Source organism: Streptomyces sp. NPDC002776 (assembly GCF_053592195.1).
Genome location: NZ_JBSFVG010000001.1, coordinates 348,146 through 360,495, shown reverse-complemented (window position 1 = coordinate 360,495; position 12,350 = coordinate 348,146). Strand labels below are relative to the sequence as shown.

Here is a 12,350-nt window from a genome sequence, read left to right as displayed (position 1 = left end):
TGGCCGGTTGCGCCGCCCAGGCTTTGGCCATCCGCGCCGCTCCAGCTACGGCTGACTGCGCCGCTCCGGTCTTGGCTGGCCGTACGGCTTCAAGTACGGCTGGCTGCGCCGCCCCAGCCACGCTTGTCTGCGCCGTTGCAGCCGCGGCCGGCTGCGCCGTCCCAGTCACGCTTGTCCGCGCCGTTGCAGCCTTTGCCGGCCGTGCCGTCCCAGCCAGGCTTGTCTGCGCCGCTCCAGCCGCAGCCGACTGCGTCGCTCCAGCCTTGGCCGACTGCGTCGCTCCAGCCTTGGCCGGCCGCGCCGTCCCAGCCACGGCTGTCTGCGCCGCCCCGGCCAGGGTCGGCCCTGCCGCTTCAGCCGCGGGCAGTCGTGCCGCAGGGCGGCACGGGTGGGCGCGGGCGGCAACCCGTCAGCGCCGGGCTGCGCGTCCCACCTTCGCCCGACCCGAAAGCACCGAGCACGCACGTCCCACCTTCGTCCGCCGAGGGCGGTGACCAGGCAGCGCCGGGTGCGGGGCCCGGATTCGGTCGTCGTGGGCGGCGGTTGTTACTCGACTCTTCTCAGTGCGTCCGCCGGGCGGAGGCGGGAGGCTCGCCAGCCGCCGAAGGCGCCTGCTGTCAGGCCGCCTGTTACCGCCAGGCCCACCGCCAGGGCGATCGTCGTCGCGCTCACCGGGGCCGTCAGGGCTACTTCCAGGGCCGTGGAGGTCTGCCTTGCCGCGGGGCCGCCCATGCCACCGCCCGTCGTGCCCAACTGCGCTTCCAGCGTCGGGCTGATCGCCGTCACCGCGTAGGCGCCCGCCAGGCCCACCGCGATGCCCAGGACGCCGCCGACCAGACCGTTGACTACCGCCTCACCGACGACCTGCCGGGTCACCCGGCCGGACTTCCAGCCCAGCGCCTTCAGCGTGCCGAACTCCCGCACCCGGCGCGACACCGCCGACGAGGTGAGCAGTCCGGCCACCAGGAACGCCGCCACCAGGACCGCGACCGACAGCCACTTGCCGACGCTCGACGCCAGGTCGGACGCCGTGGACAGCGACCCCGACACCGTGTCCGCCAGGTCCGCGGAAGTCGTCACCGTCGTACCGGAGATGTTCTGCTGGATCTCCGACTTCACCGCGTCGATCCGCTGCGAGTCGGTCGCCTTGACGTAGATCGTGGTGACCTTGTTCTTCGAGTCGCTCAGCGTCTGCGCCTGCTTCAGCGGGATGTAGAGACTGGCCGCCGCGTCCCCGCTCTCGGGCGTGGCGATGCCGATCACCTTGAACTTGCTGCCCTTGACGGTCACCGTGGAGCCGACCTTCAGCTCCTTCTCCTTGGCGTACGACGCGTCGGCGACGACCACCTCGGCGTTCGTCTCGGACGCCTTGAACGTACGACCACTCGTGATCGTCGAGGAGGTCAGCGGACCCAGCGCAGGCTCGGTGACATCCGTGCCGTAGACCGAGTAGTTGTTGACGTCGAACTCGGCGCCACCGCCCGCCACCCGGCCCTCGGGCGCCTGCGTCCCGCCGCCGGGACCGCCCTGCGCCTGGCCGCCCCCGTCCTGCTGGAACTCGCCGCGCCGGAACTGCCCGCTGACCTTGATGACCTGAAGGCTCAGCCCGCCCACCGCGTCCGCGACCCCGTCCTGCGCGCCGACCTTGTCCACGGTCGAACTCGCCAGCGTCTGGAAGCCCTGGACCATGACCCGGTCGCTGCTCTGCTCCTCCTCGGAGTCGCTGTCCCGCGCGTCGAACTCGAAGCGCGGCCGCTGCGCCTGACCGCCTTCCGCGGCGGCCGCCTTGGTGACGGTCATGTCGGTGCCGAGCCCGTACAGCGACTCCAGGACCGTGTCCTGGGCCTTGCCCATGCCCGAGGACACGGAGTTGACCACGATGACCAGGGCGATGCCCAGCGCGAGGCCGGAGGCGACGACGAGGGCCGCCCTTCTGCGGCGGCGCAGTTCGCGCCTCAGGTAGGTGAAGAACATGCGCCGCAAGCTAGGCAGGGCGCGTGATGAAGGGATAAGGCCGCGATAAGAGAAGGATGAGAAGGCTGTCCGCGCAGCGGGAACCATGTCGTGTCCGACTGTGCTTGTGTGGGCGCATGACGGCTCACACGGTGGAATACGTCCGGTACCGCATCCCGGAGCAGCAGTCGGCGGAGTTCATGGCCGCCTACACCCGCGCCGCGGCCAGTCTCGCGGCGGCCCCGCAGTGCGTCGACTACGAACTGGCGCGCTGCGACGAGGACTTCGAGCACTACATCCTGCGGATCACCTGGACCTCGACCGAGGACCACATCGAGGGCTTCCGCACCTCGGAGCTGTTCCCTCCCTTCCTGGCCGAGATCCGGTCCTTCATCAGCAACATCGAGGAGATGCGGCACTACATGCCGACCAGCGTGCGCGGCACGGGCTCGGCGGTGCCCACGCTGTACGCGTGGGCCGGCGGCGCCGAGGCGCTCAGCCGGCTGACCACGGCCTTCTACGACAAGGTCGCCAAGGACGATCTGCTGGCCCCGCTGTTCGAGGGCCTGGACCCCGAGCACGCCGAGCGCGTGGCGCAGTGGCTCGGCGAGGTCTTCGGCGGCCCGACCGGTTACTCCGACACCCAGGGCGGCCACGGCCGCATGGTCGCCAAGCACATGGGCCTGGCCATCACCGAGCCCCAGCGCCGCCGCTGGGTCAACCTCATCCAGGACGCGGCGGACGAGGCGGGCCTGCCCACGGACGCGGAGTTCCGCTCGGCGTTCGTGGCCTATGTGGAGTGGGGCACCCGGCTGGCGGTCCACTTCTCCGGCTCGGACGCGCGCACCCCGGCGGAGCAGCCGGTGCCGAAGTGGAACTGGGGGGCGGCACCGCCGTACCAGGGCTGAGGGAGGTCAGGGGGCGGACCGTGCCGTGGAGCCGGACTTCGTGGCGTCCGCACCCCAGCTCGCCAGCAGCCGCAGCGCCTCCGCGGACGGGGAGCCCGGCTCGGGATGGTAAGTGATCAGTGACTGTTCCGAGCCGTCCGTCAGGGTGAACGTCTCGAAGTTCAGGGTCAGTTCGCCGACGAGCGGGTGCCGCAGGCGCTTGATGCCGTAGCTCTTCTCCCGCACGTCGTGGGTGGCCCACAGGAGCCTGAACTCCTCGCTCTTCACGGAGAGTTCGCCCACCAGCGAGGAGAGGCGGGGGTCGTCGGGGTGGCAGCCCGCGTCCATGCGCAGGTAGCTGACGATGTCGGACGCCTTCTGGTCCCACTCCACGAACAGCTCCCGGTACTCCGGCTTCAGGAACACCAGCCGCGCCCAGTTCCGTTCCTGCGCGGGCAGTTCGGCCCAGTCGCCGAAGACGGCCGCGGCCATCGGGTTCCACGCGAGGATGTCCGTGCGCCGCCCCGTGACATACGCCGGGACGTTCTCCAACGACACCAGCAGCTGCCCCAGCGACGCCCGGGCCTGTTCGGTCCGCCCGGCTGGCTTCTTCTTGTGCTGCTTGGGCTTGGCCAGATGCGTCAGATGGGCGTGCTCGGCGTCGGTCAGCCGCAGCGCCCGGGCGATGGAGTCCAGCACCTCCGCCGACACATTGCGTCCGTTGCCCTGCTCGAGCCGGGTGTAGTACGCCACCGACACCCCGGCCAGCTGCGCCAGCTCCTCGCGCCTGAGCCCCGGCACCCTGCGGTGCCGCCCGAAGTCCGGCAGCCCCACGTCCTCCGGCTTCAGCCGGGCACGCCGGGTGCGCAGGAACTCGCTGAGCTCGGCGCGCCGGTCCAGGCCGCCGGGCTCCTGCGGGGGTGCGGGCTGTTCGTCCATGAGCCCAGTATTCACGGTCGTACGCCTACCAGCCTGACCCCGTCAGTAGTAGGAACAGCAGACGTACGCAAAGCGGTGACCTGGGTGGATGCCGACGGGTGGGGCACGCTGGATACCGTGCCCGGACAGAAGGCAGCCGGGCGTGCAACCCCTAGGAGATCCACTCCCCATGACCACTGTCGCTGCGTACGCCGCCCCCTCTGCCAAGGCCCCGCTCGAGCGCACCACCATCGAGCGGCGCGCCGTCGGCGAGTTCGATGTGCTGATCGACATCAAGTTCGCCGGTATCTGCCACTCGGACATCCACCAGGCCCGCGAGGGCTGGGGTGAGGCCATCTTCCCGATGGTGCCCGGCCATGAGATCGCGGGCGTGGTCACCGAGGTCGGATCCGGCGTCACCAAGTTCGCCGTCGGCGACCGCGTGGGCGTCGGCTGCATGGTCGACTCCTGCCGTGAGTGCGACAACTGCAAGGCCGGTCATGAGCAGTACTGCACCGGCGGCGGCATGATCGGCACGTACAACGCCCTCGACAAGAACGGGGAGCCCACCTACGGCGGCTACTCCCGGCAGATCGTCGTGGACGAGAACTACACCGTCCGCATCCCGGACGGTCTGTCCCTCGACGTGGCCGCGCCGCTGCTGTGCGCGGGCATCACCACGTACTCCCCGCTCAAGCACTGGAACGCCGGCCCCGGCAAGAAGGTCGCGGTCCTCGGCATGGGCGGCCTCGGTCACATGGCCGTCAAGATCGCGCACGCGCTCGGTGCCGAGGTGACGGTCCTGTCACAGTCCCTGCGCAAGAAGGAGGACGGGCTGCGGCTGGGCGCGGACCACTACTACGCCACCAGCGACCCGAAGACCTTCGAGGAGCTCCGGGGCAGCTTCGACATCATCGTGTCCACGGTCTCGGCCCCGCTGAACCTGGACCAGTTCCTCTCGCTGCTCAGGACGGACGGCGCCTTCGTGAACGTCGGCGCGCCCGAGGAGCCCGTCGCGCTCAACCTGTTCTCGGTGATCATGGGCCGTAAGTCCCTCGCCGGGTCCAGCATCGGGGGCATCCGGGAGACCCAGGAGATGCTGGACTTCTGCGCCGAGCACGGCCTGGGCGCGGAGATCGAGCTGATCGCCGCGAGCGAGATCAACGAGGCGTACGAGCGGGTACTGGCGAGCGACGTCCGGTACCGCTTCGTGATCGACACCGCGACGATCTGACGGCCCCGGCCGCGGGCCTCACCGACGGCCGCGCCACAGACTCCGGGGCCGCGAGCGGCGGTCCCGGAGTGTCCCGGTCGGACCAGCGGTCACGCTAGGACGGGACGGGGGCGCCGGTGTCCGCCGTGCCGGTGCCCGGGTCCTCGGACGACGGCTCGGAGAGCTGCTCGCGCAGGTAGTCCCAGGCCACCGCGATCAGCGCGGCGACCGGTACCGCGAGCAGACTGCCCACGATGCCGGCCAGGCTGCCGCCCAAGGTCACCGCCAGCAGGATCACGGCCGCGTGGAGGCCGAGCCCGCGGCTCTGGATCATGGGCTGGAACACGTTGCCCTCGAGCTGCTGCACCACCACGATGATGGCCAGCACGAGCAGCGCGTCCGTCAGCCCGTTGGAGACCAGCGCGATGAGCACCGCGACGAAACCGGCGAACAGGGCACCGATGATCGGCACGAACGCAGAGACGAAGGTCAGCACCGCCAGCGGAAGCACCAGGGGCACGTCCAGGATCCACAGGCCCAGGCCGATCAGGACGGCGTCGAGCAGGCCGACGGCCGCCTGGGAACGCACGAACGAGCCCAGGGTGTCCCAGCCGCGCGCGGCCACGGTCGGGACGTCGGTGGCGAGCCGGCCGGGCAGCTGACGGGCGAGCCACGGCAGGAACCGCGGGCCGTCCTTGAGGAAGAAGAACATCAGGAAGAGCGCCAGGACGCCGGTGACCAGGCCGTTCAGCACGGTGCTCACACCCGTGACGACCGCGCCGGTGATGCTGCCCAGACCGTCCTGGGCGCGGGAGACCGCGCTGTCGAAGGCCTTGTTGATCTGTGCGTCGTCGATGTTCAGCGGCGGCCCGGCCGCCCACTCGCGCAATTCCTGCACACCCTTGATCACACCGTCGCTCAGTTCCCCGGACTGGGAGGCGACCGGCACCGCGATCAGCGCCACGATGCCCGCGGCGACCAGCAGGAACAGCACCGTCACGACCGACGCGGCGAGCGCGGGCGACCACCCGCGACGGAGCAGGAAACGCATCGGCGGCCAGGTCAGGGTGGTCAGCAGCAGGCCGATCACGAGCGGCCAGACGATCGACCACATCCGGCCCAGGAGCCACAGGCTCACCGCGAGCATGAGGAGTATGAGGAGCAACTCTCCGGAGGTCCGCGCTGATGTGCGCAGCGCGGCCCGGACCTTCGTGGAACTCAATGTGGCAGTCACGCAGGGCACCCTATGGGGACTCATGCCCCATGGGCACCACTGGTAACTTGCTGGACGGCTACTCGGTCGTCGCTTCCGGAGCCGCGACCAGGCCCGTCGGGCAGGACGCCCCCCAGTTCGTCTCGAACGGGGCGCTCAGCTTCACCCCGGTCCCGCCGATGCCGCAGTAGCCGCCCGGGTTCTTGTCGAGGTACTGCTGGTGGTAGCCCTCCGCCGGGTAGAAGGCGCGGCCCTCGGCCGGAAGGATCTCCGTGGTGATCGTGCCGTAGCCGGAGCCGGTGAGGACCTGCTGGTAGGCCGCGCGGGAGGACTCCGCCGCTGCCGCCTGGCCGGGGGTGTGGGTGTAGATCGCCGAGCGGTACTGGGTGCCCACGTCATTGCCCTGCCGGAAGCCCTGGGTCGGGTCGTGGGACTCCCAGAACGTCTTCAGCAGCTCGCCGTACGAGACCGCCTTCGGGTCGAACACCACGCGGACGACCTCCGTGTGGCCGGTCAGGCCCGAGCAGACCTCTTCGTAGGTGGGGTGCTCGGTGTAGCCGCCCTGGTAGCCGACGAGAGTGGTCCACACGCCCGCGGGGAGCTGCCAGAACTTGCGCTCGGCGCCCCAGAAGCAGCCCAGGGCGAAGTCGGCGACCTCCAGGCCCTCGGGGTAGGGGCCGAGCAGCGGGTTGCCGAGGACGGTGTGGCGGTCGGGGACGGTGAACGCCGGCTCGGGACGGCCGCCCAGCGCCTGCTCGGGGGTCGGCAGCTGAGGCGAACGGCTGTTCAGGAACATGCGGTCTCCAATCCCACGGGGTTCGCTCGGTTCAACAGGGCCGCGACCCCGGGCATTCCTCAGTGCGGCAGCGATGCCGGGCTGCCGCCGTTGGCCTCGTAGCCGGCGACCGCCAGTGCCCGGTACACCGCGAACTCGGCGGCCGGGTCCGGGGAGAGCGTCCAGGGCAGGGCGCCGACATGGCCGTCGACGTGGACCAGCTGGTTCATGGCCTCCGCCCAGCGCTCGGCGCGGACCAGGAAGAACACCAGCAGATGGCGTACATGCGCCAGCATCGGGTCGTCGGGGCGCGCCGAGTGCACCGCGTGCAGCGCGCCGTGCATCGCCTTGGTCACCACTTCGCTCTGGTAGAAGCCGCTGACCAGGTTGACCTCGGGCAGATGCTCGAAGACGGCGAACAGCGGCATCGCCGCGAGCAGCGAGCCCCGCGGCGCCCGGGCCGCCGCGGCCTCCGCGAAGCCGTACGCCTGCTCACGCGAGCCGTGCCACTTCTCGCACCAGTAGTGCAGCGCGGCCAGGTGCGCGCCCATGTGGGTCGGCGCGCGGTCCAGGATCTTCAGCCACAGCTGCTCGAACTCCGGCTGCGAGTAGGCCAGTCCCCGGGCCACCGACAGCTCGACGATGTACGGGATCGGGTCGCCGGGAGCCAGCAGTGCCGCATCGCCGCAGGCCGCCCGCGCCTCCTCCATGATGATCCGGAACTCGTCCGTGCCGGGCGCCGCGGTGCGCCACGCCTGCTGCACCAGGAACTCCGCGTGCACCGCCGCGCCGCCCGCGTCCTTGGCCTGCTCGGCCCGCCACACCCGCAGCCACTGCCCGCCGGGCGTGTCACTGACCCCGCCGGGCCGTTGCTGGAGCTCAAGCGAGGCGGCGCCCGCGAAGGCCTGCACCCGCTGCCAGCGCAGCTCGCCCTCCGTCTCGGTGCCCGCGAGCAGCTGCGCGGCCGCCCGGTGGTCCTGCGTGCGCTGCACCAGGTCCAGCACGTCCAGCAGGTCCTGATCGGGCCCGGGCATCCGGACGTCCAGCTCCTCCTGCCGTACGAACCCGTAGTTCGCCGGGTCCGCGGCGTCCGGGTGGCCGGGCGGGACCTGCTCGATCATGCCCCGCCGGCGCCGCATGAACGGCAGCACCACGAAGCCGATCATGACCAGCGCCACCAGAACCCAGAGAATCTCCATGGCCCAAGGGTTCCAGACCGCACTGACAATTGGCCAACCCGGGCCGCGGCCTGTGGAAAACTCCCCGGTCGCCTCCTCCGTCCACTCCTCGGCCCGTCATCAGCGCCGTCGGAGCACTACGCTCGTGACTCATGAGCGACAGGCACATCAGTCAGCACTTCGAGACGCTCGCCATCCACGCGGGCAACACGGCGGACCCCCTCACCGGCGCGGTCGTCCCGCCGATCTATCAGGTCTCGACCTACAAGCAGGACGGTGTCGGCGGCCTGCGCGGCGGCTATGAGTACAGCCGGAGCGCCAACCCCACCAGGACCGCCCTGGAGGAGAACCTGGCGGCCCTGGAGGGCGGCCGTCGCGGGCTCGCGTTCGCGTCCGGCCTGGCGGCCGAGGACTGTCTGCTGCGCACGCTGCTCAGCCCCGGCGACCACGTGGTCATCCCCAACGACGCCTACGGCGGCACCTTCCGCCTGTTCGCGAAGGTCGTCGCCCGCTGGGGCGTGGAGTGGTCGGTCGCCGACACCAGCGATCCCGCCGCCGTACGGGCCGCCATCACCCCGAGGACCCGGGCCGTGTGGGTGGAGACCCCCTCCAACCCGCTGCTCGGCATCACCGACATCGCCGCGGTCGCCCAGGTCGCCCGGGACGCCGGCGCGCGGCTCGTCGTCGACAACACCTTCGCCACGCCCTACCTCCAGCAGCCGCTGTCGCTCGGCGCCGACGTCGTGGTGCACTCCCTGACCAAGTACATGGGCGGCCACTCCGACGTCGTCGGCGGTGCGCTGGTCGTCAGCGACGAGACGCTGGGCGAGGAGCTGGCCTTCCACCAGAACGCGATGGGCGCCGTCGCCGGTCCCTTCGACTCCTGGCTGGTGCTGCGCGGCACCAAGACGCTGTCGGTGCGCATGGACCGGCACAGCGAGAACGCCACCAAGGTCGCCGACATGCTCTCCCGTCACGCGCGCGTGACGGACGTGCTCTACCCGGGCCTGCCCGAGCACCCCGGCCACGAGATCGCCGCCAAGCAGATGCGGGCGTTCGGCGGCATGATCTCCTTCCGCGTGGCCGGCGGCGAGGAGGCGGCCGTCGAGGTCTGCAACCGCGCCCGGGTGTTCACCCTCGGCGAGTCCCTCGGCGGTGTCGAGTCGCTGATCGAGCACCCGGGCCGGATGACCCACGCCTCCGCGGCCGGCTCCGCCCTGGAGGTCCCGGCCGACCTGGTCCGCCTGTCCGTGGGCATCGAGAACGTGGAGGACCTCCTGGAGGACCTCCAGCAGGCGCTCGGCTAGTCCTTCACCAGCCCGTGAGCGGTGGAGTCACCTCCGACGGCGGCTCCACCCAGGGACGGGCCAGCAGGGCCCACACCAGGAACGCCACCGACGCGGCGAACATCAGCAGCCACATCAGCCGCAGGGCCGCCCTGCGCCGCCGCAGCATCCGCCCGCCGCGCCGCACGGCGTCCGCGCACAGGCCGGGCGGTACCACGGGCGGAGTGCGCTCCATGATCCGCCGTGCCGCGGCCTGCCGTTCGTTGCGGTTCATGACGCCGCGGCTCCCGCCGGTACGGCCGCGGGCGCGGGCCCACGCGGCGGGTGCAGCAGCGTCGCCGTCGCCCGGTCGCAGATCGTCCGCACCCGTTCCAGGGGCAGACCGAGCAGCGCCGCCGTCTGTTCCTCGGCGACCCCCTCGTACAGCCGTATGACGAGGATCAGGCGTTCCTGCGGGCCGAGGACGGCCAGCGGGCTGTCCGGGTGCGGGCGGGCCCGGCCGGGACCGCCGTGCTGATGCCACGCCCCGCGCGCGAAGCGGGTGGCCAGATACTGCCGGGCGTGGTCGTAGGGATCCTCCCCGCGCAGCCGGTCCCAGCCGGCGTACGTATGGGCGAGGGCGAGCGTCAGCAGGCGCCGCGCGCGCGGGTTGTCGGCCGGTGCCTCCGCCGTGAGCAGAGTGGCGGTGTGCAACAGCCGGCCCGCCGCGCCCGCGACGAACGCCTCGAACTCCCGGACCCGGCGGACGCCTTGGAACGCATGCCGTTCTCGCACCGCGCCTCCCGCCTGAGGGCGACCCCCTGAGTGAGCGGATCCCGGCCACGTACGGGCGTACGAAGAGGACCCGGTTTCATATGAGGCCAGGGGCGGCCCGGGGTCAAGAGCCGGGCGGCACGTGTGTGCGCGGACCCGGAAGCTCCTAGGACGCCGAGGCCGGGGCCGGCTCGGCGCCCGGCATGCCGTGTGCCGCCATCCGGGCGGACAGCGCGCTGTTGAAGCGCGTCAGGAGCGTGCAGAACGCCTCGCGCTCCTCCGGCGCCCAGTCGTGTGTCAGCTCGGCCATCAACTGACGCCGGGAGGAGCGCACTTCCTCGAGCCGGGACTGCCCGCGCGGGGAGAGCTGCAGCACCACGGCCCGCCCGTCCTCGGGGTGCGAGGTGCGCTTGACGAGCCCGGTGTCGACGAGCGGGGCCACCTGCCGGGTGACCGTCGACGAGTCGATCCCCATGCTCGCGGCGAGCGCCTTGACCCCCATGGGGCCTTCCTTGTCGAGGCGGTTGAGCAGCAGGTATGCGGCGCGGTCCATGGAGTTGCGCACCTGCCCGACCCCACCGAGCCGGGTCTGTTCGGCACGGCGGGCGAACACCGCCACCTCGTGCTGCAGCGTGTCGAGGAGACCGGTGTCACCGACGGTCGACATGTCCATCGACATTTCAGGTGTTGTGGGCATGGCCGGGGGCTCACTTCATGAAGGGGTGCTGGGTTGGGGGACAGGTTACGCGGATGGGGCGCGGGCCGTACCGGCGCTGCGTAAACCAGTCTCGGTGGATGGTCACGGCGGGAGTCCGCACGTGTGAACTGCGAGACTTGAGTCATGAGCTACCGCAAGGCCGACCCGCTGCCGCCGGTCACGCTCGACGACGTGCGCGGCGCCCAGAAGATGCTCACGGGCGTGGCTCGGGTGACCGCGATGGAGGGCAGCCGGCACCTGTCCCAGCTCGTGGGCGCGCCGGTGCACTTCAAGTGCGAGAACCTCCAGCGGACGGGTTCGTTCAAGCTGCGCGGCGCCTACGTCCGGATCGCCGGGCTGCTGCCCGAGGAGCGGGCCGCGGGGGTGGTCGCGGCGAGCGCCGGCAACCACGCGCAGGGCGTCGCGCTCGCCTCCGCCCTGCTCGGGGTGGGCTCCACGGTGTTCATGCCGCACGGTGCCCCGCTGCCGAAGATCAGCGCCACCCGGGACTACGGCGCCGAGGTGCGCCTGCACGGCCAGGTGGTCGACGAGACGCTGGCCGCCGCCCAGGAGTACGCGGCCGAGACCGGCGCGGTGTTCATCCACCCCTTCGACCACGCCGACATCATCGCGGGCCAGGGCACGGTCGGCCTGGAGATCCTGGAGCAGTGCCCGGAGGTGCGCACGATCGTCGTCGGCATCGGCGGCGGCGGGCTCGCGGCCGGGATCGCCGTCGCGGTGAAGGCGATCCGGCCGGACGTGCGGATCGTGGGCGTGCAGGCGGCGGGCGCGGCGGCCTACCCGCCCTCGCTGGCGGCCGGGCGTCCGGTGTCGGTGCACAACCCGGCGACGATGGCCGACGGCATCAAGGTGGGGCGACCCGGCGACGTGCCGTTCCGGATCATCGGCGATCTGGTGGACGAGGTCCGCACGGTCACCGAGGACGAGCTGTCCACCGCCCTGCTGCTCTGCCTGGAGCGGGCCAAGCTGGTGGTGGAACCGGCCGGGGCGAGCCCGGTCGCGGCGCTGCTGAGCGACCCCGGCGCCTTCGAGGGCCCGGTGGTCGCGGTGCTGTCGGGTGGCAACGTCGACCCGGTGCTGATGCAGCGGGTGCTGCGGCACGGCATGGCGGCGCAGGGCCGCTACCTGGCCGTACGGCTGCGTCTCACGGACCGGCCGGGCGCCCTCGCCACGCTCCTCGGGGTGTTGTCAGTGGTGGACGCTAACGTCCTCGACGTGAGCCATGTACGGACCGATCCCCGGCTCGGGCTCACGGAGGCGGAGGTCGAGCTGCACCTGGAGACGAAGGGGCCGACGCACTGCGCCGAGGTCGGCCAGGCCCTGCGCGAGGCCGGTTACACGGTCATCGCCTGAGGACGGCAGAGGGCATCGGCTGAGGGCATCGGCCCAGGTCAGAGGCCCCTTGGTCACTCGTTCGAGTAATTCCGTTGAGAGACGCGATACATCGCGTTATGGT

General features: G+C 71.4%; 12 protein-coding genes. 4 read left to right on the top strand and 8 right to left on the bottom strand.

Annotated features, from left to right (window positions below; all coding sequences use genetic code 11):
* Positions 1-546: 546 nt before the first annotated feature.
* Complete coding sequence (locus tag ACWD11_RS01645; RefSeq protein WP_451280649.1) at positions 547-1,974, bottom strand: ABC transporter permease; 1,428 nt, start codon at positions 1,972-1,974, stop codon at positions 547-549.
* Positions 1,975-2,090: 116 nt separating this feature from the next.
* Here ACWD11_RS01645 and ACWD11_RS01640 point away from each other — a divergent pair, with 116 nt between their 5' ends.
* Positions 2,091-2,861, top strand: coding sequence for a group II truncated hemoglobin (locus ACWD11_RS01640; RefSeq protein WP_389415229.1), 771 nt, complete (start codon positions 2,091-2,093; stop codon positions 2,859-2,861).
* 6 nt (positions 2,862-2,867) lie between these two features.
* Here the strand turns inward: ACWD11_RS01640 and ACWD11_RS01635 are convergent, their stop codons facing one another.
* Complete coding sequence (locus tag ACWD11_RS01635; RefSeq protein ID WP_451280646.1) at positions 2,868-3,779, bottom strand: helix-turn-helix transcriptional regulator; 912 nt, start codon at positions 3,777-3,779, stop codon at positions 2,868-2,870.
* Positions 3,780-3,948: 169 nt separating this feature from the next.
* Here ACWD11_RS01635 and ACWD11_RS01630 point away from each other — a divergent pair, with 169 nt between their 5' ends.
* Positions 3,949-4,992 carry an NAD(P)-dependent alcohol dehydrogenase gene (locus tag ACWD11_RS01630; protein WP_389415227.1) on the top strand — a complete coding sequence of 348 codons (1,044 nt, stop codon included), beginning with the start codon at positions 3,949-3,951 and terminating at the stop codon, positions 4,990-4,992.
* A 94-nt stretch (positions 4,993-5,086) separates the two neighbouring features.
* Here ACWD11_RS01630 and ACWD11_RS01625 read toward each other — a convergent pair whose 3' ends face one another.
* Genes ACWD11_RS01625 through ACWD11_RS01615 form a run of 3 tightly spaced genes read right to left on the bottom strand, consistent with a single transcriptional unit; the run spans position 5,087 to position 8,158 of the window.
* Complete coding sequence (locus ACWD11_RS01625) at positions 5,087-6,205, bottom strand: AI-2E family transporter (protein ID WP_389415226.1); 1,119 nt, start codon at positions 6,203-6,205, stop codon at positions 5,087-5,089.
* Positions 6,206-6,263: 58 nt separating this feature from the next.
* The gene (gene msrA / locus ACWD11_RS01620; RefSeq protein ID WP_389415225.1) at positions 6,264-6,980 is read right to left on the bottom strand and encodes a peptide-methionine (S)-S-oxide reductase MsrA; all 717 of its coding nucleotides are present in this window, start codon (positions 6,978-6,980) and stop codon (positions 6,264-6,266) included.
* Between the two features lie 59 nt (positions 6,981-7,039).
* Positions 7,040-8,158: a hypothetical protein gene (locus tag ACWD11_RS01615; protein WP_451280643.1), complete on the bottom strand. Its 1,119-nt coding sequence runs from the start codon at positions 8,156-8,158 to the stop codon at positions 7,040-7,042.
* Positions 8,159-8,289: 131 nt separating this feature from the next.
* Here ACWD11_RS01615 and ACWD11_RS01610 point away from each other — a divergent pair, with 131 nt between their 5' ends.
* Entirely contained in the window at positions 8,290-9,444 is a 1,155-nt protein-coding gene (locus ACWD11_RS01610) for a cystathionine gamma-synthase (protein ID WP_389415223.1), read from the top strand.
* Between the two features lie 4 nt (positions 9,445-9,448).
* On the opposite strand, the gene ACWD11_RS01605 is transcribed toward ACWD11_RS01610, so the two are convergent.
* The 3 genes from ACWD11_RS01605 to ACWD11_RS01595 all read right to left on the bottom strand — a co-directional run bounded on the left by ACWD11_RS01605 (position 9,449) and on the right by ACWD11_RS01595 (position 10,855).
* A complete protein-coding gene (locus ACWD11_RS01605; RefSeq protein ID WP_389415222.1) occupies positions 9,449-9,697 on the bottom strand; it encodes a hypothetical protein in 249 nt (82 codons plus the stop codon).
* Positions 9,694-10,197: a sigma factor-like helix-turn-helix DNA-binding protein gene (locus ACWD11_RS01600; protein WP_389415221.1), complete on the bottom strand. Its 504-nt coding sequence runs from the start codon at positions 10,195-10,197 to the stop codon at positions 9,694-9,696. The genes ACWD11_RS01605 and ACWD11_RS01600 overlap by 4 nt, the downstream gene beginning before the upstream one ends.
* A 145-nt stretch (positions 10,198-10,342) precedes the next feature.
* Entirely contained in the window at positions 10,343-10,855 is a 513-nt protein-coding gene (locus tag ACWD11_RS01595; protein ID WP_250078845.1) for a MarR family winged helix-turn-helix transcriptional regulator, read from the bottom strand.
* Positions 10,856-11,017: 162 nt separating this feature from the next.
* On the opposite strand from ACWD11_RS01595, the gene ilvA reads away from it, so the two are divergent.
* Positions 11,018-12,247: a threonine ammonia-lyase gene (ilvA, locus tag ACWD11_RS01590; protein ID WP_451280641.1), complete on the top strand. Its 1,230-nt coding sequence runs from the start codon at positions 11,018-11,020 to the stop codon at positions 12,245-12,247.
* Positions 12,248-12,350: the final 103 nt, after the last annotated feature.